The sequence below is a fragment of the Hydrogenophaga sp. genome (genome assembly GCF_036675665.1).
In the GTDB taxonomy this organism is placed as follows: domain Bacteria; phylum Pseudomonadota; class Gammaproteobacteria; order Burkholderiales; family Burkholderiaceae_C; genus Hydrogenophaga.
Window position 1 is genome coordinate 23,798 of sequence record NZ_JAKFEO010000044.1, and the last position, 25,220, is coordinate 49,017.

Below are 25,220 nucleotides of genomic sequence, written 5' to 3' on the forward strand. Positions count from 1 at the left end.
TTGCGCTGGTGATGTCAGCCTGCACCTCTTCTGGACAAGACGAATTGCAGGCTTGGATGCAGAGTGAGCGCAACAGCATCAGGCCATCGGTCAAACCCATACCCGCGCCCACAAAGTTTGAACCGCAAGCCTATGCAGGGGAACGGTTGACTCCGCCTTTCAGCGTTGAAAAGCTCACCAGTGTGCTGCGCGGAAGCCAATCCACCCCGGTGGTCAACGCGGCCTTGATCGAACCCGAACTCAACCGGCGCAAGCAGCCGCTTGAAGCCTATCCACTGGACACGATGTCCATGGTCGGCAGCTTGAATCGAGATGGGCAACTGGTTGCGCTCGTCAAGGTGGACAACCTGCTGTACCAAGTGCGTCCAGGCAACTACCTTGGTCAAAACTATGGACGCGTGACCCGGATCTCGGAGACAGAGGTGGTCATGCGCGAGGTTGTGCAGGATTCCGGCGGCGAATGGACGGAGCGCCCCGCAGCGCTGCAGTTACAAGAGGAAGCTTCTAAATGAACAAGCCAAACAAGGCTCCCGTGGTCTCAGCCGTGCAATGGGGCGTGGTCAAGGGCGCAGTCTTTGCCTGCATGGCATTCACCTCCGTCTGGGCGCAGGCTCAAAACGCGATCCAGTCGTTGACGGGAGGCGTGCAGGGTGGGGTAGAGGTCATTCGCATCAACACCACCCAGCCGCTCACGGCGGTGCCAACCGGGTTCACCATTCAGTCTCCCGCCCGCATCGCGCTGGATTTTCCTGGTGTTGCCAACGCCATTGGTCGCAGCACCGTTGAAATCAACGAAGGCAATCTGCGCTCGGCGAATGTGGTGCAGGCCGGCGACCGGACCCGTGTGGTGATCAATCTGAAGCAGACGGCTTCTTACGAAACCAAGATTGAAGGCAACTCCCTTCTGGTCGTGCTGCAGCGCTCCGAGGCTGTGACGGCTGTGACGGCGCCCCCAACTTCTTTTGCAGAGAACCGCAATCGCGATGTTTCGTCGCTTCGCGACATCGACTTCCGGCGTGGCGTGGGCAACGCTGGGCGCGTGGTGGTGGAGTTGGCCAACAATCAGGTCGGTGTTGACATACGTCAGCAAGGGCAAAACCTGGTGGTGGAGTTTCTGAAGACCTCCTTGCCCGAGGGCTTGCGCCGTCGGCTCGATGTGAGTGACTTCGGCACCCCCGTGCAGAGCGTTACAACCTCGCAAACCGGTGACCGCGTGCGCATGGTGGTGACGCCCACTGGCAACTGGGAGCATTCAGCCTATCAGAGCGACAACCAGTTCGTCCTGGAAATTCGCGAGCAGAAGATCGATTCCAGCAAGCTGACGCAAGGTCCTGGCTACAACGGTGAGAAGCTCTCGTTGAACTTCCAGAACATTGAAGTTCGCTCGCTGCTGCAGGTGATCGCCGACTTCACCAACTTCAACGTGGTGACCTCGGATTCCGTGACCGGCTCGGTGACATTGCGGCTCAAGGACGTGCCGTGGGACCAAGCCTTGGACATCATTCTTCAAGCCAAAGGCTTGGGCATGCGCAAGTCGGGCAACGTGCTGTGGATTGCGCCGAAAGACGAGATTGCCGCGCGAGAGAAGCAGGACCTTGAAGCAAGGGCCTCGACGGAGAGTCTGGAGGCGTTGCGCACGCAGGGCTTCCAGATGAATTACGCCAAGGCGGCCGACATTGCCACGCAACTGACCGCAACCGGCAGTGGTGGTGGCGCAGCAGGCGGCAGCAACGCTCGCATTCTGTCCGAGCGCGGCAGTGTCATTTCCGAGCCGCGGACCAACCAGCTGTTCGTCACTGACATTCCGTCCAAACTGCAGCAAGTTCAGGATCTGATCGCCAAGTTGGACATCCCGATTCGCCAGGTGATCATTGAGGCCCGCATCGTTGAGGCTGACGATACCTTCGGCAAATCGCTGGGCGTCAGGTTGGGCGGTGGTGTGCGCGGCTTCGGTGCGGGCTCAATCAACGGGAATCAAGTGCAGGGCAACTTTGGTTCTACCTATGGAGCCGTCTCAACGGGTCCAACTACAACGTCGCAGCCGTTTGTGAGTTTGCCGGCCAACCCGGGTACGGCCTTGGCAGCTTCCTATGCGCTGTCGCTCTTCAGTCCCAACGCATCGCGCTTCTTGAGTCTTGAGATCTCTGCGCTGGAATCGGATTCCAAGGGCCGCATTGTGGCCAGTCCACGAGTCGTGACCGCTGATGGCGTCAAGGCCCTGATCGAGCAAGGCACGGAGTTCCCGTATCAGACGGCGACGTCCAGTGGTGCGACGGCCATCGCGTTTCGCAAGGCCAATCTGAAGCTTGAGGTGACGCCTCAAATCACGCCCGAGGGCAACATCATTCTGGATCTGGACATCAACAAGGACAGCAGGGGTGTGGACACACCCGACGGTGTGGCCATCAACACCAAGCACGTGCAGACCCAGGTGCTGGTCGAAAATGGCGGAACTGTCGTGATCGGTGGCATCTTCGAGCAAACGCAACGCGACACCGTGAACAAGGTCCCACTTCTGGGGGATCTGCCTGGCGTGGGCAATTTGTTCAAGTCGCGTGAACGGACCAACAACAAATCGGAGTTGCTCATCTTCATCACCCCACGCGTGCTGGGTCGATCTGCCATCAATTGAGTGCCACTTCCTGTTTCCTGATCGGCTTGCCTGGTTCGGGCAAGTCGACGGTGGGCCGGCAGTTGGCTCGCCGCGTCTCGCTCCCTTTCTTTGACTCGGATCATGTGATCGAACAACGATTGGGTTGTTCGATTCGAGAGTTCTTCGAGCGTGAGGGCGAGGAGCGCTTTCGAGATCTTGAAGCGTCCGTGATCGATGAACTGACTGCTGGGCCCGCCTGTGTGGTGTCCACTGGCGGTGGTTCTGTGCTGCGTTCCGAAAACCGGGAGCGGCTGCATCAGCGCGGTTCCGTGGTGTACCTGCGCTCCACACCCGAAGAAGTGTTTCGCCGCCTGAGGCATGACCGCAATCGACCTTTGTTGCAAGTGGCCGACCCTCAGCAGCGACTGAAGGATCTGTATGCCGCGCGCGACCCGCTGTACCGCCAGACCGCCCACTTCGTGATAGAGACCGGACGGCCTTCTGTGGCCATGCTGGTGAACATGATCCTGATGCAACTGGAACTTGGCGGAGTGGTATCGCCCGACTCTCCCGGCTCTGGCGATGCCGCCGGGCGTTCTCCAGCTCGCTAGCGAGTCGACCCGGGGCTCGTCCCGGTCAGGGCATAAACTTGGGGCCATGACGCTTCAAGCCACCTCTTCCCTCCATCAACAGGTCGAGATCGATCTCGGCGACCGCAGCTACGCCATCGACATCGGCGCTGGTTTGCTGGATGCGCAGGAAAGCTACCGCTCGCTGCCGGCAGCGCACAGCGCAATGATCATCACCAATGAAACGGTGGCGCCGATCTACGGAAAGCGCCTGGAGCGCGCGCTCTCATCGCGGTATGCGCAAGTCCACACGGTGAGCCTGCCCGACGGCGAGTCCTACAAGACCTGGGAATCGCTGAACCTGATCTTTGATGCCCTGTTGTCCCATGGCTGCGACCGCAAGACGGTTCTCTTTGCCTTGGGCGGTGGTGTGGTGGGCGACATGACCGGCTTCGCCGCCGCAAGCTACATGCGTGGTGTGCCTTTCGTGCAGGTGCCTACCACTTTGCTGGCACAGGTGGATTCGTCGGTCGGTGGCAAGACGGCCATCAACCATCCGTTGGGCAAGAACATGATCGGGGCCTTCTATCAGCCGCAGCGCGTGGTGTGCGACCTCGAGACGCTCGATACCTTGCCCGCGCGTGAGCTCAGCGCCGGGCTGGCCGAGGTCATCAAGTACGGCCCCATCGCCGACATGGCGTTTCTCGACTGGATCGAGGAACACATCGACCAGCTCATGGCACGTGACCGCGAAGCGCTCACCTATGCGGTCAAACGCAGTTGTGAGATCAAGGCGTGGGTGGTGGGCCAGGACGAGCGCGAGGCGGGCCTGCGTGCCATTCTCAACTTCGGTCACACCTTTGGCCATGCCATCGAAGCTGGCATGGGCTATGGTGCCTGGCTGCACGGCGAGGCCGTGGGCTGCGGAATGGTGATGGCGGCGCGCCTTTCGCAGGCATTGGGTGGGGTGGATGCGGCGTTTGTCGAACGCCTCACGCGTTTGGTGCAGGCGGCGGGTCTGCCCACAGTGGCGCCCGTGATCGATGCGCATGACAACGTCGGCCGCTACCTCGCCCTGATGCGGGTGGACAAGAAATCGGAGGCGGGTGAGATCAAGTTCGTGGTGATCGATCGTCCGGGCAATGCCGTGGTCCGAACCGCACCCGATGCGCTCGTGGCCCAGGTGATCCAGGCGGGTGTGCGGGCCTGATGGAGCGAGTGCCGGAACGAACCGTCCAGACGCTGGCGCCGTATGCCAGCGACCCGGCGCAGAGCCGTGGTCGCAGATACCCCGAGGCGGAAGCACCCACACGCACGGCCTTTCAGCGCGACCGGGATCGTGTGATCCACTCCACCGCGTTTCGCCGCTTGGTCTACAAGACCCAGGTGTTTCTGAACCACGAAGGTGATCTGTTCCGCACGCGCCTGACGCACTCGCTCGAAGTGGCCCAGCTCGGGCGCAGCATCGCCAGATCGTTGCAACTCAACGAGGATCTGGTGGAGGCCATTGCCTTGGCCCACGACCTGGGCCATACGCCGTTCGGCCACGCGGGCCAGGACGCGTTGAATGCCTGCATGCAGTCGCTCACCCCCACTGAAGATGCCGTGGATGGCTGGGGCTTCGAGCACAACCTGCAGAGCTTGCGTGTGGTTGACGAACTGGAGGAGCGCTACCCGGCCTTTGACGGTTTGAACCTGTGCTTCGAGACCCGCGAAGGCATCCTCAAACATTGTTCACGGAACAACGCGAGGCGGCTGGAGCAGCAGGAGCCGCAAGGCGTGGCCGCGCGCTTCCTCAAGGGTGGTTCGCCCAGCCTGGAGGCGCAGCTGTGCAACCTGGCCGACGAGATCGCCTACAACGCGCACGACATCGATGACGGCGTGCGCTCGGGCCTGTTGACCCTGGAACAACTGGATGAGGTGCCCTTGTTCGAGCACTACCGCCAACAAGCGCTGCACGCCCATCCCACATTGGCTGGCCGGCGCCTCTTGTTCGAATCGATTCGGCTGATGCTCAGCGATCAGGTGTACGACGTGATTGACCACACCCGCCTGCGCATCGCCGAACACGCGCTGGACAACGCCGATGCGGCGCGACGTTTGCCGCCGCTGGTGGCGTTTTCCCCGGCCATGCTCGATCGTTCGCAGGTACTCAAGGCCTTTTTGCTGCGCAACCTCTACCGCCACCCCCAGGTGATGGACACCACCAACCGCGCGCGCCGTGTGGTGAGCGACCTGTTCGAGCGCTACATGAACGCTCCACAGGAACTCCCCGAGGCGCACGGCCGCAGCCAGCATCACGCGCGCGCCGTGGCCGACTACATCGCCGGCATGACCGACCGTTTCGCCATTCGAGAGCACGAGCGTCTGTTCGGCACGGTGGCGTTCCCTTGAGTTGATCCGGGCCGAGCGCCAACATGACTTCCAGAGACGATCCCGCCTCCCGGCGAACTGCCGCGATCGTGTTCGCCGTGGGCGTCACTTGCGCGCTGCACGTGGGCAAGCTGCCTGTCGCCATACCCGTGTTGCGAGAGGCTTTGGGCTTGTCACTGGTGGAGGCGGGCTTCCTGCTGTCGTTGGTGCAACTGGCCGGCATGACGCTGGGGTTGGCCGTGGGCTTGACGGCGGATCGGTTGGGCCCACGGCGCGTGATGTTGGCTGGGCTGGTGTTGCTGGCGCTGGGCAGTGCGCTGGGTTCGGTGGCACCGGGAACGGGAGTGCTGTTGCTCTCCCGCGTGGTGGAGGGCATGGGCTTCCTGCTCGCCGTGCTTCCTGCGCCGGGTCTGTTGCGCCAACGCGTGCTCCATGCGCCCACCCTGTCACGCGCCCTGGGTTGGTGGGGTGCTTACATGCCACTGGGCACGGCGCTGGCCCTGTTTTTCGGCGCAGCACTCATGGGGGCGATGGGCTGGCGGTGGGCCTGGGCCTTGCTGGCGCTGTTGTCGTTGTGTGCGGCTGTGGTGCTCGCGCGCTGCGTTGCGGCCGACGTGCAATCCAATGGGCAGGACACAGTCCCGCGCCCTGCGGCATGGGGTCCTCGGCTCAAGAGAACCCTCACGGCGCATGGCCCGTGGTGGGTTGCGTTGGCGTTTTTCCTTTACTCGGGCCAATGGCTCGCTGTGGTCGGCTTTCTGCCCACCATCTATGCGCAAGCCGGATACGGCGCGGTGGCGGTGGGTGCCTTGAGCGCACTGGCCGCCGGCATCAACATGACCGGCAACATCGGCGCCGGGCGGTTGCTGGCGCAGGGGGTGCGTCCCGGCGTACTGCTCGCCGCAGGCTTTTGTGCCATGGGGCTGGGCTCCATCATCACGTTCACAGCGGTGGGATACCCCATCTGGCAATACGTCGCCGTGCTGGCCTTTTCGGGCGTGGGTGGCTTGATTCCTGGCACCTTGTTCGGTCTGGCTGTGGTGCTGGCGCCTGGCGAGGACACGGTGTCCACCACCGTGGGCTGGATGCAGCAGTTCTCGGCGTTGGGACAGTTCATTGGCCCACCACTGGTGGCCTGGGTGGCCACCCAGGCCGGTGGGTGGCAGTCCACTTGGTGGGTCACCGGCACCTCGTCGGTGCTGGGTTTGCTGCTGGCGGGTCGGCTTCAGGCCAGCTGGCGCCATCGGGTCGAATAATCAGATAATCGGGGTCGGATTCCGATTTCGCAGCCTCACGCTGCCCTCCACGCGCTCAACCACCATGGCCCGTCTGCCCCGCCTCACCGTTGCCGGCTATCCCCATCATGTGATCCAGCGCGGCAACAACCGACAAGCGATCGTCAAAACCGATGCTGACCGCGAAGTGTTGCTCGAATTGCTGGGCGAGAACGCCAAAAAACACCAGGTAGCGATCAATGCATACGTGTTGATGGACAACCATTTCCACTTGCTGCTCACGCCCGAAACAGGGGAGGGTGTGCCGTTGATGATGCAGGCGGTGGGGAGACGCTACGTGCGCTATTTCAACGACTTGCACCAGCGCACCGGCACGCTCTGGGAAGGACGCTACAAGTCCACGCTGATTCAGTCCGATCGTTACCTGCTGGCCTGCATGGCCTATCTGGACCTCAATCCGGTGCGTGCGGGCCTCGTTGGCGACCCGAGGCAATACGTCTGGTCCAGCCACCACCACTTTGTCGGTCAGACCAACGACCGGCGCGTCACACCCCATTCCCTGTACTGGAGTTTGGGGAACACGCCCTTTGCCAGGGAGGCCGCTTACACCGAATTGGTGCACGCCGGCCTGGCTGCCGATGAACAACATGCCATCTCACTCGCCACGCTGCACGGTTGGGCACTGGGCGATGCCGGTTTTGTGGAGACCCTTCAAAAGCAGACGCCGCGTCGGATCAGCAAAGCGCGTGCCGGCAGGCCGCCCTCTAAAAAGTAAGTGGTCGCCCAACTGCCTCAAGCCCAATTGTGCGCAACGGTAATATGTCCCCAATTAATAGAAAGCTGAAGATCGGTGTAGATAATTAGAATCTGACCCTATTTAATCTGCTTGGCATTGTTGTTGCAATGCAATATGCTCCGCAGTCCCACGTTTTGAATCAACGCCCCCGAACCGAGAAGGAAGCGCCATGACCACGGCAGCCGAAAAACAGCACCTCCAGCAACACGGTCTGTACGACCCGGCCCATGAGCACGACGCCTGTGGCGTGGGCTTCGTGGCGCACATCAAGGGCGAAAAGAGCCACGGCATCGTGCAGCAGGGCCTGAAGATCCTGGAAAACCTGGACCATCGGGGTGCGGTCGGCGCCGACAAACTCATGGGCGACGGCGCGGGGCTTTTGATTCAGTTGCCCGATGCGCTGTACCGGGAAGAAATGGCCGCGCAGGGCGTGACTCTGCCGCCGGCGGGCGAATACGGCGTCGGCATGATCTTCATGCCCAAGGAACACGCCAGCCGCCTTGCTTGCGAGCAGGAAATGGAGCGCGCCATCGCTGCCGAAGGCCAGGTCCTTCTGGGTTGGCGCGACGTGCCGGTGAACCGCGACATGCCCATGTCGCCCACCGTGCGCAAGAAGGAACCCATCATCCGACAGGTCTTCATCGGCCGGGGCAACGACGTGATCGTGCAGGATGCACTGGAGCGCAAGCTGTACGTGATCCGCAAGACGGCCAGTGGCGCCATTCAGCGCCTCAAGCTCACGCACAGCAAAGAGTATTACGTGGTGAGCATGAGCAGCCGCACCGTGGTCTACAAGGGCCTGCTGCTGGCCGACCAGGTGGGCACCTACTTCCGCGATCTGCAGGACGAGCGTTGTGTCTCGGCGCTCGGCCTGGTGCACCAGCGCTTCTCGACCAACACCTTCCCCGAGTGGCCACTGGCCCACCCCTACCGCTACGTGGCCCACAACGGCGAGATCAACACCGTCAAGGGCAACTACAACTGGATGAAGGCGCGCGAGGGCGTGATGTCCTCGCCCGTGCTGGGTGCCGACCTGCAGAAGCTCTACCCGATCAGCTTTGCGAGCCAGTCCGACACCGCCACCTTCGACAACTGCCTGGAGCTGCTCACGATGGCGGGCTATCCGCTGGCGCAGGCCGTGATGATGATGATTCCCGAGCCATGGGAGCAGCACACCACCATGGATGAACGGCGCAAGGCCTTTTACGAATACCACGCCGCCATGATGGAGCCGTGGGACGGCCCGGCCTCCATCGTGTTCACCGACGGTCGCCAGATCGGCGCCACGCTGGACCGCAACGGACTGCGTCCTTCGCGCTACTGCATCACCGACGACGATTTCGTGATCATGGCTTCCGAGTCGGGCGTGTTGCCCGTGCCGGAAAACAAGATCGTGCGCAAGTGGCGCCTGCAGCCCGGCAAGATGTTCCTGATCGATCTGGAGCAGGGCCGCATGATCGACGACGAGGAGCTCAAGGCCAACCTCGCCAACAACAAGCCCTACAAGCAGTGGATCGACAACCTGCGCATCCGCCTGGACGACGTGGACACGCCGGTGGCCGGTGAATCCGCGCTGGAGCAGGGCATCGGCGCGACCGAACCGCAGACCGGCGGCATGGGGAGCGTCACGCCCGAGCTGCTGGACCGCCAGCAGGCGTTTGGCTACACGCAGGAAGACATCAAGTTCCTGATGAGCCCGATGGCCGCCAACGGCGAAGAGGGCATCGGCTCCATGGGCAACGACAGCCCGCTGGCTGTGCTCTCCGACAAGAACAAGCCGCTCTACAACTACTTCAAGCAGTTGTTCGCGCAGGTGACCAACCCGCCGATCGACCCGATCCGCGAGGCGATCGTGATGTCGCTGGTGTCCTTCATCGGTCCCAAGCCGAACCTGCTCGACATCAACCAGGTCAACCCGCCCATGCGGCTGGAAGTGAGCCAGCCCGTGCTCGACTTCGCCGACATGGCCAAGCTGCGCGACATCGAATCGGCCACGCAGGGCAAGTTCCGCAGCCACACGCTGGACATCACCTACCCCGCCGACTGGGGTCGCGCCGGCGTGGAAGCCAAGCTGGCCTCCCTGTGCGCCAGCGCGGTCGATGCGATCAAGGGTGGCAAGAACATCCTGATCATCAGCGACCGCGCCATCAGCGCCACGCAGATCGCCATTCCCGCGCTGCTCGCGCTCTCGGCCATCCACCAGCACCTGGTGCGCGAGGGCCTGCGCACCACCGCCGGACTGGTGGTCGAAACTGGCACCGCGCGCGAAGTGCACCACTTCGCCGTGCTCGCGGGATACGGCGCCGAAGCCGTGCATCCCTACCTCGCCATGGAAACGCTCACCGCGATCCACCAGGGCCTGCCGGGCGACCTGAGCGCTGACAAGGCGATCTACCAGTACGTCAAGGCCATCGGCAAGGGCCTGTCCAAGATCATGTCCAAGATGGGCGTGTCGACCTACATGTCGTATTGCGGCGCCCAGCTGTTTGAAGCCATCGGCCTCAACACCGAGACCGTCAACAAATACTTCACCGGCACAGCCAGCCGCGTGGGCGGCATCGGCGTGTTCGAGATTGCCGAAGAGGGCATCCGCATGCACAAGGCGGCCTTCGGCGACGACCCGGTGCTTGCCACCATGCTCGACACCGGTGGTGAATACGCCTGGCGCGTCCGTGGCGAAGAGCACATGTGGACGCCCGACGCCATCGCCAAGCTGCAGCACAGCACGCGCGCCAACAACTGGAACACCTACAAGGAATACGCGCAGCTCATCAACGACCAGAGCCGTCGCCACATGACCCTGCGCGGCCTGTTCGAGTTCAAGATCGATCCGGCGAAAGCGATTCCGATCGACGAGGTCGAGTCGGCCAAGGAGATCGTCAAGCGCTTCGCCACCGGCGCCATGTCGCTGGGTTCCATTTCCACCGAGGCGCACGCGACGCTGGCCGTGGCCATGAACCGCATCGGCGGCAAGAGCAACACGGGCGAGGGCGGTGAAGACGCGCTGCGTTACCGCAACGAACTCAAGGGCATCCCGATCAAGCAGGGCCAGACGATGTCCGACCTGCTGGGCAAGGACACCTTTGAAGTCGACTACGAGCTGCAGGCGGGTGACTCCATGCGCTCCAGGATCAAGCAGGTGGCCTCGGGCCGCTTCGGTGTCACCGCCGAATACCTCAACAGCGCCGATCAGATTCAAATCAAGATGGCGCAGGGCGCCAAGCCTGGCGAGGGCGGCCAGCTGCCCGGTGGCAAGGTGAGCGACTACATCGGCAAGCTGCGCCACAGCGTGCCGGGCGTGGGCCTGATCAGCCCACCGCCGCACCACGACATCTACTCCATTGAAGATCTGGCACAGCTCATTCACGATCTGAAGAACGTGGCGCCGCACTCGAGCATCAGCGTGAAGCTGGTGTCCGAAATCGGCGTGGGCACCATCGCAGCGGGCGTGGCCAAGTGCAAGGCCGACCACGTGGTGATCGCTGGCCACGACGGTGGCACGGGCGCTTCGCCCTGGTCTTCCATCAAGCACGCGGGCAGCCCCTGGGAAATCGGCCTGGCCGAAACGCAGCAGACCCTGGTGCTCAACCGCCTGCGCAGCCGTATCCGGGTGCAGGCCGATGGTCAGATGAAAACGGGTCGCGACGTGGCCATTGGCGCCTTGCTGGGCGCGGACGAGTTCGGCTTCGCCACCGCACCGCTGGTGGTCGAGGGCTGCATCATGATGCGCAAGTGCCACCTCAACACCTGCCCGGTGGGTGTGGCCACGCAGGATCCGGCGCTGCGCAAGAAATTCAGCGGCAAGCCCGAGCACGTGGTGAACTACTTCTTCTTCATCGCCGAAGAAGTCCGCCAGATCATGGCCCAACTGGGCATCCGCAAGTTCGACGACCTGATCGGCCGCGCCGATCTGCTCGACATGAAGCAGGGCATCGAGCACTGGAAGGCGCGCGGCCTCGACTTTAGCCGCCTGCTGGCCTTGCCCAACGTGCCGGCCGACGTGCCGCGCCTGCACACGCAGGAGCAGGAACACGGTCTGGACAAGGCGCTGGACAACATCTTGATCGCCAAGTCGCGCGCGGCCATCGACAAGGGCGAACGTGTCCAGTTCATCGAGGTGGCGCGCAACGTCAACCGCTCGGTGGGTGCCATGCTCTCGGGTGCGGTGACCAAGGTGCATCCCGAGGGTCTGCCGGACGACTCCATCCGCATCCAGCTCGAAGGCACGGGCGGTCAGTCGTTCGGCGCTTTCCTGGCCAAGGGCATCACGCTGTATTTGATCGGTGACGCCAACGACTACACCGGCAAAGGCCTCTCGGGGGGCCGCGTGGTGGTGCGTCCCAGCATCGATTTCCGCGGTGAAGCCGCGCGCAACATCATCGTGGGCAACACCGTGATGTACGGCGCCACCACCGGTGAAGCCTTCTTCAGCGGCGTGGCCGGCGAACGCTTCGCGGTGCGCCTCTCGGGTGCCACGGCGGTGGTTGAGGGCACGGGAGACCACGGTTGCGAATACATGACCGGCGGCACCGTGGTGGTGCTGGGCAAGACCGGGCGCAACTTCGCCGCCGGCATGAGCGGTGGCGTGGCCTACGTGTACGACGAAGACGGCCAATTCGCCAAGCGCTGCAACATGGCCATGGTCAGCATGGAAAAAGTGCTGTCCGCCAAGGAGCAGGAGATCACCATGGACAAGGCCATCTGGCACCGCGGCCTGAGCGACGAAGCACAGCTGAAAAAGCTGCTCGAAGAGCACAACCGCTGGACCGGCAGCAAACGCGCGCGCGAACTGCTCGACACCTGGGCGCAGGCCCGCGAGAAGTTCGTGAAGGTCTTCCCGAACGAGTACAAGCGCGCGCTCGGTGAGATCCACGCCCGCAAGAACGCTGCTGAGGCGACCACCAAGGCCCAGGCCACGGCGAAAAAAGCCACCGTCGCCGCCAAATAAGCCAACGCAATCGAAGGACACGCATCATGGGAAAAGTCACCGGCTTCATGGAATACGAGCGTCTGGAAGAGGGCTACAAGCCCGTGCCCGAGCGCCTGAAGCACTACAAGGAGTTCGTTGTTGCGCTGGATGACCAGCAATCCAAGGTGCAGGCTGCTCGCTGCATGGACTGCGGCACGCCGTTCTGCAACAGCGGTTGCCCGGTCAACAACATCATTCCGGATTTCAACGACCTCGTGTACCAGGGCGACTGGAAGAACGCGATCACTGTTCTGCACAGCACCAACAACTTCCCCGAGTTCACCGGCCGCATCTGCCCTGCGCCCTGCGAGGCCGCCTGCACGCTCAACGTGAACGACGACCCGGTGGGCATCAAGTCCATCGAACACGCCATCATCGACCGCGCCTGGGCCGAGGGCTGGGTGCAGCCGCAGCCGCCGCGCCACAAGACCGGCAAGAAGGTGGCCGTGGTCGGTTCCGGCCCGGCCGGCATGGCCGCGGCCCAGCAGCTCGCGCGCGCTGGTCACGACGTGACGCTGTTCGAGAAAAACGACCGCGTGGGCGGCCTGCTGCGCTACGGCATCCCCGACTTCAAGATGGAGAAGACCCACATCGACCGCCGCGTGGCGCAGATGGAGGCTGAAGGCGTGGTGTTCCGCACCGGCGTGATGGTCGGCACGCTGCCCAAGGACAGCAAGGTCACCAACTGGGCCAAGGAAACCATCGCCCCCGAACAGCTGCAAAAGGACTTTGACGCCGTGCTGCTCACCGGTGGCTCCGAGCAAAGCCGCGACCTGCCGGTGCCTGGCCGCGACCTCGACGGCATCCATTTCGCGATGGAGTTCCTGCCGCAGCAGAACAAGGTGAATGCGGGCGACAAGGTCAAGGGCCAGCTGCGCGCCGATGGGAAGCACGTGATCGTGATCGGCGGCGGCGACACCGGCTCCGACTGCGTGGGCACCAGCAACCGCCATGGCGCCGTCAGCGTCACCCAGTTCGAGGTGATGCCCCAGCCACCCGAAGAGGAAAACAAGCCTCTGGTGTGGCCGTACTGGCCGCTCAAGTTGCGCACCAGTTCCAGCCATGAAGAAGGCTGCACCCGCGAGTTCGCCATCTCCACCAAGGCCTTCGTGGGCGAAAAGGGCAAGGTCACCGGCCTGACCACCGTGCACGTCGACATGAAAGACGGCAAGCTGGTCGAGATTCCAGGTACCGAAAAGGAATACAAGGCCGACCTGGTGCTCCTGGCCATGGGTTTCGTGAACCCGGTCGCCAGCATCCTGGACGGCTTCGGCGTGGACAAGGATGGCCGCGGCAACGCCAAGGCCAGCACCGAATTCACCGGCGGCTACGCCACCAACGTGCCCAAGGTGTTCGCGGCCGGCGATATGCGCCGCGGCCAGAGCCTGGTGGTCTGGGCGATCCGCGAGGGCCGCCAGGCCGCTCGAGCGGTTGACGAATTCCTCATGGGCTTCTCCGACCTGCCGCGCTGAAAGCCGGTGCTGCCCCACCGGACTCGGGTTTACCCCGAATCCCTTATCATTCAACGACCGGGCATCCACTGCCCGGTTTTTGTTTGATGTCCACTGAAAACGCCTCTCCCCTGGTCGAACTGCGCAACCTCACCTTCGGGTACGGCGAGCGCGCCATCCTCGACAACATCACGCTGACCGTGCCTCGCGGCAAGGTCACGGCGCTCATGGGCGCGTCTGGCGGTGGCAAGACCACCGTGTTGCGCCTCATCGGGGGGCAACTGCGCGCACAGAAGGGCCAGACCCTGTTCGACGGCCAGGACGTGACCGTCATGCGGGCCGAAGCCCTGTACGCCGCGCGCCGGCGCATGGGCATGCTGTTCCAGTTCGGCGCGCTGTTCACCGACATGAGCGTGTTGGACAACGTGGCCTTCCCCTTGCGCGAGCACACGAATCTGCCCGAGGCCCTGGTGCGTGACATCGTGCTGATGAAGCTCAACGCGGTGGGCCTGCGCGGTGCGCGCGACCTCATGCCCAGTGAACTTTCGGGCGGCATGGCCCGGCGCGTGGCGCTGGCCCGCGCCATCGCGCTCGACCCCGAACTCGTGATGTACGACGAGCCCTTTGCCGGCCTCGACCCGATCTCGCTGGGTACCGCCGCCCGGCTGATCCGCCAGCTCAACGACGCCATGGGTTTGACCAGCATCGTGGTCTCGCACGACCTGGATGAAACCTTCCACATCGCCGACCGGGTGATCGTGCTGGCCAACGGCAAAATTGCCGCGCAGGGCACGCCCGACGAGGTGCGCCACAGCGAAGACCCGCTGGTCAAACAGTTCGTCAACGCCTTGCCCGACGGCCCGGTGCGCTTTCACCACCCCGGCCCCAGCCTGGAAGAAGATTTCGGCAACGGCGACCCGGCTGGCCACAAGGAGCGGGCATGACAACGGCGTGGATCGCCCGCCTGGGCTTCTCGGTGCGCAGCCAGATCACCGACATCGGTACCGGCACGCGCCTGATGGCGCGCCTGCTGTGGCTGCTGGGCGCGGCACTGCGCCGCCCGGCGCTGCTGCGCGACCAGATCCACTTCCTGGGCAACCACTCGCTGGCCATCATCGGCGTCTCTGGCCTGTTTGTCGGCTTCGTGCTCGGCCTGCAGGGCTACTACACGTTGCGCATCTATGGCGCCACCGAAGCGCTGGGGCTGCTGGTCACGCTCTCGCTGGTGCGCGAACTCGGCCCGGTGATCACGGCGCTCTTGTTTGCCGGGCGCGCCGGCACGTCGCTCACGGCCGAGATCGGCCTCATGAAAGCCGGTGAACAACTCAGTGCCATGGAAATGATGGCGGTGGACCCGGTGCGCCGCGTGTTGGCCCCACGTTTCTGGGCCGGCGTGATCGCCATGCCTTTGCTCGCCGGCATCTTCAGCGCGGTGGGCGTGATCGGCGGCTGGGTGGTGGGTGTGCTCATGCTCGGCCTGGACGGTGGCGCGTTCTGGAGCCAGATGCAGGCCGGTGTGGACGTCTGGGCCGATGTCGGCAACGGCGTCGTCAAGAGCGTGGTGTTCGGCTTCGCCGTGACCTTCATCGCCTTGCTCCAGGGCTACAGCGCACACCCCACGCCCGAAGGCGTGTCGCGCGCCACCACCCGCACCGTGGTGATGGCATCGCTGACCGTGCTGGCGCTGGACTTCATCCTCACCGCCACGATGTTCAGCATCTGAGGCCACAACCCTTCAGCGGAGATCAACATGCAAACTTCCAAAAACGACATCTGGGTCGGCCTGTTCGTGCTGATCGGTGCGGCAGCCATCCTGTTCCTGGCCCTGCAGTCGGCCAACCTGCTCAGTCTGAACTTCGAGAAGACCTACCAGGTGGTCGGGCGCTTCGACAATGCCGGTGGCGTCAAACCCAAGGCCGCCGTGCGCAGCGCGGGCGTGGTGGTCGGGAGGGTGGAGTCCATCACCTTTGACGACAAGACCTTCCAGGCCAACATCACGCTGGCACTCGAATCGCGCTACGCCTTTCCCAAGGACAGCTCACTCAAGATCCTCACCAGCGGCCTGCTGGGCGAGCAGTACATCGGCATCGAGCCGGGCGGCGACCCAGAGAACATCGTTGCCGGTGCCGTGATCACCCAGACCCAATCGGCGGTGATCCTGGAGAACCTGATCAGCCAGTTCCTGTTCAGCAAGGCCGCCGACAGCGGCGATGCCAAGCCCGCCGAGTAAGCCCAACAGGGCTTTTGGCGGAGCGTTCAGACAAGACACTGCAACCTGACAAGAATGCAGGTTGCTCAAGCAACAACGATTCGGGCATTGCGCCCAGGGGGTTCCAAGATGAAAGACAGATTCGCCAAGATCAGTCGGTCCGCAGGACTGCTGGCGGGCGGCATTGCGTTGGCCGTGCTCACCGGCTGCGCCACCGGCCCCGACGCCAATCCGCGCGATCCGCTGGAGCCGTTCAATCGTGGTGTCTACCGCTTCAACGACGCCGTGGACACGGCGGTGCTCAAGCCGGTGGCCACCGTTTACAAAGACGTCACGCCCAGTCCGGTCCAAACCGGCGTGAACAACTTCTTCAGCAACATTGGCGACCTGTGGTCGTCGGCCAATGCGGCGTTCCAGCTCCGTCCCCGCGAAGCCACGGAAAACCTGATGCGTTTCAGCGTCAACACGGTGTTGGGTCTGGCGGGCTTGCTCGACATCGCCACCGAAGCCGGTATTCCCCGCACCCGCCTGGACTTCGGCCAGACGATGGGCTTCTGGGGCGCGCCGTCCGGTGCTTACCTGGTGCTGCCGATCTTCGGTCCCTCGTCGGTGCGTGACGGCACCGGCTTGGTGGTGGACATGAGCGTGGACCCGGTTTCCGGTCTGAACGATGTGCCGGCCCGCAATTCGCTCACCGCGTTGCGCGTGGTCGACACCCGCGCCGGCTTGCTGCGTGCGTCATCGCTGCTGGAAGACGCTGCGCTCGATAAATACAGCTTCACCCGCGATCTGTACCTCAACCGCCGCCAAAGCCAGATCGACGACATGATCGACAAAGGGATCGGTCTGGGCGGCGACCAGTGACGCGCTGATACGTATCGCAACGAATGAGGTGGAACTGCTTCATATTTGTACCGTTCTGATGAATTACGCTGCATTGTCTGCAGCAGGGCCTCTGGCCGCGAAAGGAAACAACCTCATGATGAAACGCCGCTCCTGGCTCACCGCCCTCGTGATCACCGCCGCTGGCGTGATGTCCGTGCCTGCCATGGCGCAAGACGAAGCCCCCGATGCCCTGATCAAGCGCCTTTCCAGCGACGTGCTTGCCTCCGTGAAGGCCGATCCCGCCATCCAGGCCGGTGATGTGAACCGCATCGTGGCGTTGGTGGACACCAAGATCCTGCCCAGCGTCAACTTCACCCGCATGACCTCCTCGGCGGTCGGCCGCTTCTGGCGTCAGGCCACACCCGCGCAGCAGAAGCAGTTGCAGGACGAGTTCAAGATCCTGCTGGTGCGCACCTACTCCGGCGCGCTCGGCGAGGTGAAGGACCAGACCGTGACCTTCAAGCCCATGCGCTCCAAGCCCGAAGACACCGAGGTGGTGGTGCGCTCCGAAGTGCGCGGCAAGGGCGATCCGATCCAGCTCGACTACCGCATGGAAAAGACCGCCAGCGGCTGGAAGATCTACGACATCAACGTGCTGGGCGTCTGGCTGGTGGAAACCTACCGCACCCAGTTCGCGCAGGAAATCAACGCCAAGGGCATTGATGGCCTGATCGCGTCGCTGGTGCAGCGCAACAAGTCCAACGTGGCCAAGACCAGCTGACCCCGTGACGACTGTCATGTCCCCGGCCGCGGTGTCCGCGGCCCTGCCAGCGCAGGTCACTCTGGCGGAAGCCGGCAAGACCTTGATGGAGTTGAAGCAAGCTCTTGCTCAGCAATCCGGCCCGGTGGTGATGCTCGATGCCGCTTCGCTGCGCGTGTTCGACTCGTCGGCGGTGGCCATTCTGCTGGAGCTGCGCCGTCAACTCCGGGCGGAAGGCAAGACCCTGCAGGTGAGCAACTGGCCGCGACGGCTGGAGGACCTCATGGGTCTGTACGGGGTGGGCGACCTGCTTGCCCCCTGACGGCTCGCCATCGCATCTGGCGCCGGGCACTTGTCCCGTGCACAGTGCGGGCAACCCACCGGGCATAAAATACGCGGTTCCCCAACCGCTGCCAGATGTCCTGTGCGCGGCCAATGACCTCAGTGGTTTTCCCCGCGCATGCCCGCAGTTTCCTTTCAAGACGTCTCCAAAAGCTACCCGTCCTCGCGCGGTGCCGTACAGGCCCTGCAGTCGGTGTCGTTTGACATCGAGGCCGGTGAATTCTTCGGCCTGCTCGGGCCCAACGGCGCTGGCAAGACCACCCTGATCAGCATCCTGGCCGGACTGGCCCGCGCCACCTCAGGCCGCGTGCTGGTGCACGGCAGTGACGTGCAGGGCGATTACCAGACGGCGCGTCGCCAGCTCGGCGTGGTGCCCCAAGAGCTGGTGTTCGACCCCTTTTTCAACGTGCGCGAGGCCCTGCGCATCCAGTCCGGCTATTTCGGCATCCAGCGCAACGACGCCTGGATCGACGAGCTGCTGGAAGGTCTGGGTCTCACCGACAAGGCCAACGCCAACATGCGCCAGCTTTCCGGTGGCATGAAACGCCGCGTGCTCATCGCGCAGGCATTGGTGCACAAGCCACCGGTGATCGTGCTGGACGAACCCACCGCGGGCGTGGACGTGGAATTGCGCCAGACCCTGTGGCATTTCATTTCCGATCTGAACAAACGCCTGGGCAGCACCGTGCTGCTCACCACGCACTACCTGGAAGAGGCCGAAGCGCTGTGCGGGCGCATCGCCATGCTCAAGCAGGGCAGGGTGGTGGCGCTCGAATCGACCTCGGCGCTGCTGTCGCGCGCCGCGTCCAACGTGCTGCGTTTCAAGACCGATGCAACTTTGCCCCCCGAGCTGGTGGTACAGGCGCGCATCACCGGTCGTGTGGTGCAGTTGCCGGCCAACGATGCGCTCGCGGTCGAGCACATTCTGGCAAGGCTGCGCGAGACAGGCGTCGTGCCCGAAGACATCGAGATCCGCAAGGCCGATCTTGAAGACGTATTTCTGGATTTGACGGGTGCACAACCTCGCACCGCCAGCCAGGTGAAGGTGCCAGCATGACCGGTTGGCAAACCCTTTTTTACAAGGAAGTGCTGCGCTTCTGGAAGGTCGGCTTCCAGACCGTGGCCGCACCCGTGATCACCGCCATCCTGTACCTGATGATCTTCGGCCACGTGCTCGAAGACCGGGTCCAGGTCTACGACTCGGTGAGCTACACCGCCTTCCTGCTGCCTGGCCTGGTGATGATGAGCGTGTTGCAGAACGCGTTTGCGAACAGCTCGTCTTCGCTGGTCCAGAGCAAGATCATGGGCAATCTGGTGTTCCTGCTGCTCACACCGCTCTCGCACCGTGCCTGGTTCGTCGCCTACGTCGGCTCGTCCATCGTGCGGGGCATGGCTGTTGGCCTGGGCGTGATGGTGGTGACCTGGTGGTTTGCCCAGCCGTCGATGGTGGCGCCGCTGTGGATCCTGGCGTTCGGCTTCATGGGCGCGGCCCTGTTGGGCGCGTTGGGGTTGATCGCCGGTCTGTGGGCCGAGAAGTTCGACCAGATGGCCGCGTTCCAGAACTTCATCATCGTGCCCATGACCTTCCTCTCGGGCGTGTTCTACTCGATCCACTCCCTGCCCGAGTTCTGGCAGAAGGTGAGCCACCTCAATCCGTTCTTCTACATGATCGATGGCTTTCGCTATGGCTTTTTTGGTGTGAGCGATGTGTCGCCCTGGATCAGTCTGGCCCTGGTGGGTGGGGCACTCGCCATCGTGAGTGCGATCGCGCTGCACCTGCTCAAGACCGGCTACAAAATTCGCCACTAGACATGACCGCTGAACAACTGCAAACCCTCATCGCTGCCGGCCTGCCGTGCGAGCACATCGAAGTCACAGGCGATGGCCGACATTGGGCCGCCGTGATCGTCTCGCCCGCGTTCGAGGGCCTGCGCCTGATCAAGCGCCACCAGGCTGTGTACGGCACGCTGGGCGAGCGCATCCAGAGCGACGAGGTGCATGCCCTGTCGATGAAGACCTACACCCCCGCCGAATGGGCGGCCCAACCCTGAACCGATAGCCAGGCATGGACAAACTCCGAATCACGGGTGGCCGAACCCTCCATGGCGAGGTGACCATTTCCGGTGCCAAGAACGCCGCACTGCCCGAGTTGTGTGCTGCACTGCTCACCTCGGACCCGGTGACCCTGAACAACGTGCCACGCCTGCGCGACGTGGCCACCATGCGCCAGCTGCTCGACAACATGGGCGTGCAGACGCAGACCCATGGTGATCGTGGTGGCATCACGCTGCAGGCGGCCGACCCCATACAGGCCGAAGCGCCGTATGAGCTGGTCAAGACCATGCGCGCGTCGGTGCTCGTGCTCGGGCCGCTGCTCGCGCGCTTCGGCCACGCCCGCGTGTCTTTGCCGGGTGGTTGCGCCATCGGCTCGCGCCCGGTCGACCAGCACATCAAAGGCATGCAGGCCATGGGCGCCGAGATCGTGGTGGAGCACGGCTACATGGTTGCCAAGTTGCCAGCGGGCAAGACGCGCCTGCACGGCGCGCGCATTGCCACCGACATGGTGACCGTGACCGGTACCGAAAACTTCCTCATGGCCGCCGCGCTGGCCGAGGGCGAGACGCTGCTGGAAAACGCCGCGCAGGAGCCCGAGATCGGTGACCTGGCCGAGATGCTGATTGCCATGGGCGCGAAGATCGAAGGCCACGGCACCAGCCGCATCCACATCCAGGGCGTGGAGCGCCTGCATGGCTGCACGCATCAGGTGGTGGCCGACCGCATCGAGACCGGCACCTTCCTGTGCGCGGTGGCCGCCACCGGGGGTGACGTGGTGTTGCGTCATGGCCGCGCCGACCACCTCGACGCGGTGATCGACAAGCTGCACGACGCCGGGGCGGAGATCGAAGCCGGCAAGGACGCGGGCGGCGATTTCATTCGTGTGCGCGTCACCGGCCGCATGAAGGCGCAGAGCTTTCGCACCACCGAATACCCGGGCTTTCCCACCGACATGCAGGCCCAGTTCATGTTGCTCAATTGCATTGCCGAAGGCAGCAGCAAGGTCACCGAAACCATCTTCGAAAACCGCTTCATGCACGTCAACGAACTGGTGCGCCTGGGCGCGCGCATCCAGACCGATGGCAAGGTGGCGGTGGTCGAGGGCATCTCGCGTCTGTCGGGCGCCGCCGTCATGGCCACCGACCTGCGGGCGTCGGCCAGCCTGGTGATCGCCGGTCTGGTGGCCGAGGGTGAAACCATCGTGGACCGCATCTACCACCTGGACCGTGGCTACGACCAGATGGAGGAAAAGCTTCGCGGCATCGGTGCTGATATCGAAAGGGTCAAATGATCACGTTGGCATTGTCCAAAGGCCGCATCTTCGACGAGACCTTGCCGCTGCTCAAGGCCGCCGGCATCGAGGTGCTCGAAGACCCCGAGAAGTCGCGCAAGTTGATCCTCGCCACCAGCAACCCGCAGGTGCGCGTGGTGCTGGTGCGCGCCAGCGATGTGCCGACCTATGTGGAACACGGTGGCGCCGATCTGGGCGTGACCGGCAAGGACACGCTGATCGAGCACGGTGGCCAGGGCCTGTACCAGCCGCTGGACCTCAACATCTCGCGCTGCCGCGTGAGCGTGGCGGTGCGTGCGGACTTCGACTACGCCTCGGCCGTGCGCCAGGGCTCGCGCCTGAAGGTGGCCACCAAGTACACCCACATCGCGCGCGAATTCTTTGCGTCCAAGGGGGTGCACGTGGATCTGATCAAGCTCTACGGCAGCATGGAACTGGCCCCGCTGACGGGTCTGGCCGACGCCATCGTCGATCTCGTCTCCACCGGCAACACGCTCAAGGCCAACCACCTGGTCGAGGTCGAACGCATCATGGACATCAGCGCCCGGCTGGTCGTCAACCAGGCTTCGCTCAAGCTCAAGCAGACGGCCATCCGCCCCCTCATCAACGCTTTTGCGCAAGCCATCGAGCAAGGCTCCCTCGCATGACATTCACCGCTCGTCCCGCCCGCCTGTCCACCACCCATGCCGATTTTGAGGCGCAGTTCGCGGCCCGACTGCATTGGTCGGCCGAGACCGACGGCGCGATCGAGCAGCGCGTGGCCGACATCCTGGCCGATGTGCGCAAGCGCGGAGACGCGGCGGTGCTCGAGTACACGGCGCGCTTCGACGGTCTGGCCGCCGCCGGCATGGCCGATCTCGAACTCACCCAGGCCGATTTCAAGGCCGCGTTCGATGGTCTGCCGGCCGCCCAGCGCGAGGCGCTGCAGGCTGCCACGCGCCGCGTGCGCAGCTACCACGAGGCGCAGAAGAAGGCCGGTGGCGAGAGCTGGAGCTACCGCGACGAAGACGGCACCTTGCTGGGCCAGAAGGTCACGCCGCTGGACCGCGTGGGCATCTACGTGCCCGGCGGCAAGGCGGCCTATCCGTCGAGCCTGATCATGAACGCCGTGCCCGCGCACGTGGCCGGCGTGCAGGAAATCATCATGGTGGTGCCCACGCCGGTGCGCGGCAGCGTGGCCACCGGCGGCAGCGGTGCGAGCACCTCGGCGCGCGGCGAGCGCAACGACCTGGTGCTGGCGGCCGCCTACGTGGCCGGTGTCACGCGCGCCTTCACCATCGGTGGCGCGCAGGCCGTGGCTGCCTTGGCCTACGGCACGGCCACCGTGCCCAAGGTCGACAAGATCACCGGTCCCGGCAACGCCTTTGTTGCCAGCGCCAAGAAGCGCGTGTTCGGCACCGTGGGCATCGACATGATTGCCGGCCCCAGCGAAATCCTGGTGCTCGCTGACGGCAGCACGCCGGCCGAGTGGGTGGCGATGGACCTGTTCAGCCAGGCCGAACACGACGAACTCGCGCAGAGCATCCTGCTGTGCCCCGATGCCGCCTACATCGACGCGGTGCAGCGCGAAATCGACCGCCTGCTGCCGACGATGCCGCGCGCGGCCATCATCGCCAAGAGCCTGAACGACCGCGGCGCGCTGATACACACCCGCAGCATGGAAGAGGCTTGCGCCATCAGCAACCGCATCGCGCCCGAGCACCTCGAGGTGTCCAGCAGCGAACCGCACCGCTGGGAGCCGCTGCTCAAACACGCCGGCGCCATCTTCCTCGGCGCCTACACCAGCGAAAGTCTGGGCGACTACTGCGCCGGCCCCAACCACGTGCTGCCCACCAGCGGCACCGCGCGTTTCAGTTCCCCGCTGGGCGTGTACGACTTCCAGAAGCGCAGCAGTCTGATCGAGGTGAGCCGCGCCGGCGCCCAGAGCCTGGGGCTCATCGCTGCCGAGCTGGCTTATGGCGAAGGTCTGCAGGCCCACGCGCGCGCCGCCGAACTGCGGTTGGACGAAGTGCCGGCAATGCGGGGTTCCCAATGAGCCGAAATCCCCTGGACGTGATCCGCCAGGACGTGCAGTCCATGCACGCCTACGCCGTGCAGGACGCCACCGGCATGGTCAAGCTCGACGCGATGGAGAACCCGTTCGCGCTGCCGCCCGATCTGCAGGCTGCGCTCGGCGCCCGACTGGGCGCCGTGGCCGTGAACCGCTACCCCGGCGCGCGCATCGACGATCTCAAGGCCGCCCTGTCCCGCTACGTGGACCTGCCTGCCGGCTGCAGCCTGATGCTGGGCAATGGCTCGGACGAACTCATCTCGCTGTTGACCCTGGCCTGCGACCTGCCGGGTGCGGCTGTTCTGGCCCCTTTGCCGGGGTTCGTGATGTACGCCATGAGCGCGCAGCTGCAGGGCCTGAAGTTCGTCGGCGTGCCGCTCACGGTGGACTTTGAACTCGACGAAGCCGCCATGCTGGCCGCGATGCGCGAACATCAGCCCGCCATCACCTACATCGCCTACCCCAACAACCCCACCGCCAACCTCTGGAGCGCCGACACCATCCGCCGCCTGATCGCCGAGGCCGCGGGCTTCGGTGGCCTGGTGGTGATGGACGAGGCGTACCAGCCGTTTTCCAGCCTGAGCTGGCTCGACGAGATCCGCGCCCACCCCGTGGCCAACGCCCACGTGCTGCTCATGCGCACGCTCTCCAAGTTCGGCCTGGCCGGCGTGCGGCTGGGCTACATGCTTGGAGCCCAGGCGCTGGTGCACGAAGTCGACAAGCTGCGCCCGCCGTACAACGTGAGCGTGCTCAACGCCGAATGCGCGCTGTTTGCGCTGGAGCACGCCGATGTGTTTGCGCAGCAGGCGGTGCAGATCTGCGAACAACGCGCCGTGTTGATCGACGCCCTGCGCCAGATGCCGGGCTTCCAGCCGTTCCCCAGCGAAGCCAACATGGTGCTGGTGCGTGTGCCCGATGCGCAACGTTGTTTTGACAGCCTCAAGGCCCAGGGCATTCTGGTGAAGAATGTTTCTAAAATGCACCCACTGCTGACGCACTGTCTGCGGCTGACGGTGGGCACACCGTCGGAAAATGCCTCGCTGATCCGCGCCCTTCAGACCCCTCTATGACTTCCACGCCTTCCGCATCCGCTCCCGCCGGTACCAACGACCGCGTGGCGTTCGTGCAGCGCAACACCTCGGAAACGCAGATCGGCGTGCGCGTCAACCTCGACGGCACGGGAGCCGCCACGCTGTCCACCGGCATCGGCTTCTTCGATCACATGCTCGACCAGATCGCCCGCCACGGGCTGGTCGACCTCGACATCCAGGCCAAAGGCGACTTGCACATCGACGGCCACCACACGGTGGAAGACGTGGGTATCACGCTGGGCCAGGCCTTCGCGCAGGCCGTGGGCGAAAAAAAAGGCATTCGCCGCTACGGCCACGCCTACGTGCCCCTGGACGAAGCGCTCTCGCGCGTCGTCATCGACTTTTCGGGCCGCCCGGGGTTGCACATGCGTGTGCCATTCAAGAGCGGCATGGTCGGCGGTTTCGACACCCAGCTCGCCTTCGAGTTCTTCCAGGGTTTCGTCAACCACGCCGGTGTCACTCTGCACATCGACAACCTCCACGGTGAAAACGCCCATCACCAGGCCGAAACCGTGTTCAAGGCGTTTGCCCGCGCCGTGCGCATGGCGCTGGAGCGCGACCCGCGCATGGGCGACGTGATTCCCTCGACCAAAGGTTCGCTGTAACCCCTT

23 protein-coding genes are annotated in these 25,220 nt (G+C 64.0%); all 23 read left to right on the top strand.

Annotation, left to right across the window (positions count from 1 at the left end):
* The first annotated feature begins 11 nt into the window (after positions 1-11).
* On the top strand, positions 12-512 hold the full coding sequence (locus V6M63_RS16505) for a pilus assembly protein PilP (protein WP_332743707.1): 501 nt from the start codon (positions 12-14) through the stop codon (positions 510-512).
* The gene (gene pilQ / locus V6M63_RS16510) at positions 509-2,632 is read left to right on the top strand and encodes a type IV pilus secretin PilQ (protein WP_332743629.1); all 2,124 of its coding nucleotides are present in this window, start codon (positions 509-511) and stop codon (positions 2,630-2,632) included. Before V6M63_RS16505 ends, pilQ begins: the two co-directional genes overlap by 4 nt.
* A complete protein-coding gene (locus tag V6M63_RS16515) occupies positions 2,629-3,204 on the top strand; it encodes a shikimate kinase (protein ID WP_332743630.1) in 576 nt (191 codons plus the stop codon). The genes pilQ and V6M63_RS16515 overlap by 4 nt, the downstream gene beginning before the upstream one ends.
* Positions 3,205-3,250: 46 nt before the next feature.
* Entirely contained in the window at positions 3,251-4,372 is a 1,122-nt protein-coding gene (aroB, locus tag V6M63_RS16520; protein ID WP_332743631.1) for a 3-dehydroquinate synthase, read from the top strand.
* A complete protein-coding gene (locus V6M63_RS16525) occupies positions 4,372-5,556 on the top strand; it encodes a deoxyguanosinetriphosphate triphosphohydrolase (RefSeq protein WP_442909606.1) in 1,185 nt (394 codons plus the stop codon). The genes aroB and V6M63_RS16525 overlap by 1 nt, the downstream gene beginning before the upstream one ends.
* Positions 5,557-5,579: 23 nt before the next feature.
* On the top strand, positions 5,580-6,791 hold the full coding sequence (locus tag V6M63_RS16530) for an MFS transporter (protein WP_332743635.1): 1,212 nt from the start codon (positions 5,580-5,582) through the stop codon (positions 6,789-6,791).
* A gap of 64 nt (positions 6,792-6,855) precedes the next feature.
* Positions 6,856-7,545 (top strand): transposase, encoded by a 690-nt coding sequence (locus tag V6M63_RS16535; protein ID WP_332743637.1) that lies wholly within the window; start codon positions 6,856-6,858, stop codon positions 7,543-7,545.
* A gap of 190 nt (positions 7,546-7,735) precedes the next feature.
* Complete coding sequence (locus tag V6M63_RS16540) at positions 7,736-12,514, top strand: glutamate synthase-related protein (protein WP_332743639.1); 4,779 nt, start codon at positions 7,736-7,738, stop codon at positions 12,512-12,514.
* 26 nt (positions 12,515-12,540) lie between these two features.
* Positions 12,541-14,007 (top strand): glutamate synthase subunit beta, encoded by a 1,467-nt coding sequence (locus V6M63_RS16545; protein WP_332743641.1) that lies wholly within the window; start codon positions 12,541-12,543, stop codon positions 14,005-14,007.
* An 86-nt stretch (positions 14,008-14,093) separates the two neighbouring features.
* A complete protein-coding gene (locus V6M63_RS16550; RefSeq protein ID WP_332743643.1) occupies positions 14,094-14,930 on the top strand; it encodes an ABC transporter ATP-binding protein in 837 nt (278 codons plus the stop codon).
* On the top strand, positions 14,927-15,709 hold the full coding sequence (mlaE, locus tag V6M63_RS16555) for a lipid asymmetry maintenance ABC transporter permease subunit MlaE (protein WP_332743645.1): 783 nt from the start codon (positions 14,927-14,929) through the stop codon (positions 15,707-15,709). The genes V6M63_RS16550 and mlaE overlap by 4 nt, the downstream gene beginning before the upstream one ends.
* 27 nt (positions 15,710-15,736) lie before the next feature.
* Positions 15,737-16,216 (top strand): outer membrane lipid asymmetry maintenance protein MlaD, encoded by a 480-nt coding sequence (mlaD, locus tag V6M63_RS16560; RefSeq protein WP_332743647.1) that lies wholly within the window; start codon positions 15,737-15,739, stop codon positions 16,214-16,216.
* A 108-nt stretch (positions 16,217-16,324) separates the two neighbouring features.
* Positions 16,325-17,059 carry an MlaA family lipoprotein gene (locus tag V6M63_RS16565; RefSeq protein ID WP_332743649.1) on the top strand — a complete coding sequence of 245 codons (735 nt, stop codon included), beginning with the start codon at positions 16,325-16,327 and terminating at the stop codon, positions 17,057-17,059.
* Positions 17,060-17,177: 118 nt separating this feature from the next.
* A complete protein-coding gene (locus V6M63_RS16570) occupies positions 17,178-17,801 on the top strand; it encodes an MlaC/ttg2D family ABC transporter substrate-binding protein (RefSeq protein ID WP_332743708.1) in 624 nt (207 codons plus the stop codon).
* Between the two features lie 16 nt (positions 17,802-17,817).
* The gene (locus tag V6M63_RS16575; protein ID WP_332743651.1) at positions 17,818-18,102 is read left to right on the top strand and encodes an STAS domain-containing protein; all 285 of its coding nucleotides are present in this window, start codon (positions 17,818-17,820) and stop codon (positions 18,100-18,102) included.
* Between the two features lie 138 nt (positions 18,103-18,240).
* A complete protein-coding gene (locus tag V6M63_RS16580; RefSeq protein WP_332743652.1) occupies positions 18,241-19,179 on the top strand; it encodes an ABC transporter ATP-binding protein in 939 nt (312 codons plus the stop codon).
* Positions 19,176-19,931, top strand: coding sequence for an ABC transporter permease (locus V6M63_RS16585; RefSeq protein ID WP_332743654.1), 756 nt, complete (start codon positions 19,176-19,178; stop codon positions 19,929-19,931). The genes V6M63_RS16580 and V6M63_RS16585 overlap by 4 nt, the downstream gene beginning before the upstream one ends.
* A gap of 2 nt (positions 19,932-19,933) precedes the next feature.
* On the top strand, positions 19,934-20,173 hold the full coding sequence (locus tag V6M63_RS16590) for a BolA family protein (RefSeq protein WP_332743656.1): 240 nt from the start codon (positions 19,934-19,936) through the stop codon (positions 20,171-20,173).
* A gap of 14 nt (positions 20,174-20,187) precedes the next feature.
* Entirely contained in the window at positions 20,188-21,468 is a 1,281-nt protein-coding gene (murA, locus tag V6M63_RS16595) for a UDP-N-acetylglucosamine 1-carboxyvinyltransferase (RefSeq protein ID WP_332743658.1), read from the top strand.
* On the top strand, positions 21,465-22,115 hold the full coding sequence (hisG, locus tag V6M63_RS16600) for an ATP phosphoribosyltransferase (protein WP_332743659.1): 651 nt from the start codon (positions 21,465-21,467) through the stop codon (positions 22,113-22,115). Before murA ends, hisG begins: the two co-directional genes overlap by 4 nt.
* Positions 22,112-23,503, top strand: coding sequence for a histidinol dehydrogenase (gene hisD, locus V6M63_RS16605; protein WP_332743660.1), 1,392 nt, complete (start codon positions 22,112-22,114; stop codon positions 23,501-23,503). The genes hisG and hisD overlap by 4 nt, the downstream gene beginning before the upstream one ends.
* Entirely contained in the window at positions 23,500-24,588 is a 1,089-nt protein-coding gene (gene hisC, locus V6M63_RS16610; protein WP_332743661.1) for a histidinol-phosphate transaminase, read from the top strand. The genes hisD and hisC overlap by 4 nt, the downstream gene beginning before the upstream one ends.
* Positions 24,585-25,214, top strand: coding sequence for an imidazoleglycerol-phosphate dehydratase HisB (gene hisB, locus V6M63_RS16615; protein WP_332743662.1), 630 nt, complete (start codon positions 24,585-24,587; stop codon positions 25,212-25,214). Before hisC ends, hisB begins: the two co-directional genes overlap by 4 nt.
* Positions 25,215-25,220 lie beyond the last annotated feature (6 nt).

Bases quoted from the DNA above. Each gene is read 5' to 3' on its own strand.
- V6M63_RS16545 (WP_332743641.1), top strand. From the start codon at position 12,541: ATGGGAAAAGTCACCGGCTTCATGGAATACGAGCGTCTGGAAGAGGGC.
- murA (WP_332743658.1), top strand. From the start codon at position 20,188: ATGGACAAACTCCGAATCACGGGTGGCCGAACCCTCCATGGCGAGGTG.
- V6M63_RS16575 (WP_332743651.1), top strand. From the start codon at position 17,818: ATGTCCCCGGCCGCGGTGTCCGCGGCCCTGCCAGCGCAGGTCACTCTG.
- V6M63_RS16550 (WP_332743643.1), top strand. From the start codon at position 14,094: ATGTCCACTGAAAACGCCTCTCCCCTGGTCGAACTGCGCAACCTCACC.
- pilQ (WP_332743629.1), top strand. From the start codon at position 509: ATGAACAAGCCAAACAAGGCTCCCGTGGTCTCAGCCGTGCAATGGGGC.
- V6M63_RS16505 (WP_332743707.1), top strand. From the start codon at position 12: ATGTCAGCCTGCACCTCTTCTGGACAAGACGAATTGCAGGCTTGGATG.
- V6M63_RS16585 (WP_332743654.1), top strand. From the start codon at position 19,176: ATGACCGGTTGGCAAACCCTTTTTTACAAGGAAGTGCTGCGCTTCTGG.
- V6M63_RS16590 (WP_332743656.1), top strand. From the start codon at position 19,934: ATGACCGCTGAACAACTGCAAACCCTCATCGCTGCCGGCCTGCCGTGC.
- V6M63_RS16540 (WP_332743639.1), top strand. From the start codon at position 7,736: ATGACCACGGCAGCCGAAAAACAGCACCTCCAGCAACACGGTCTGTAC.
- V6M63_RS16565 (WP_332743649.1), top strand. From the start codon at position 16,325: ATGAAAGACAGATTCGCCAAGATCAGTCGGTCCGCAGGACTGCTGGCG.
- hisC (WP_332743661.1), top strand. From the start codon at position 23,500: ATGAGCCGAAATCCCCTGGACGTGATCCGCCAGGACGTGCAGTCCATG.
- hisD (WP_332743660.1), top strand. From the start codon at position 22,112: ATGACATTCACCGCTCGTCCCGCCCGCCTGTCCACCACCCATGCCGAT.
- hisG (WP_332743659.1), top strand. From the start codon at position 21,465: ATGATCACGTTGGCATTGTCCAAAGGCCGCATCTTCGACGAGACCTTG.
- aroB (WP_332743631.1), top strand. From the start codon at position 3,251: ATGACGCTTCAAGCCACCTCTTCCCTCCATCAACAGGTCGAGATCGAT.
- mlaE (WP_332743645.1), top strand. From the start codon at position 14,927: ATGACAACGGCGTGGATCGCCCGCCTGGGCTTCTCGGTGCGCAGCCAG.
- V6M63_RS16580 (WP_332743652.1), top strand. From the start codon at position 18,241: ATGCCCGCAGTTTCCTTTCAAGACGTCTCCAAAAGCTACCCGTCCTCG.
- V6M63_RS16525 (WP_442909606.1), top strand. From the start codon at position 4,372: ATGGAGCGAGTGCCGGAACGAACCGTCCAGACGCTGGCGCCGTATGCC.
- V6M63_RS16530 (WP_332743635.1), top strand. From the start codon at position 5,580: ATGACTTCCAGAGACGATCCCGCCTCCCGGCGAACTGCCGCGATCGTG.
- hisB (WP_332743662.1), top strand. From the start codon at position 24,585: ATGACTTCCACGCCTTCCGCATCCGCTCCCGCCGGTACCAACGACCGC.
- V6M63_RS16535 (WP_332743637.1), top strand. From the start codon at position 6,856: ATGGCCCGTCTGCCCCGCCTCACCGTTGCCGGCTATCCCCATCATGTG.
- mlaD (WP_332743647.1), top strand. From the start codon at position 15,737: ATGCAAACTTCCAAAAACGACATCTGGGTCGGCCTGTTCGTGCTGATC.
- V6M63_RS16570 (WP_332743708.1), top strand. From the start codon at position 17,178: ATGAAACGCCGCTCCTGGCTCACCGCCCTCGTGATCACCGCCGCTGGC.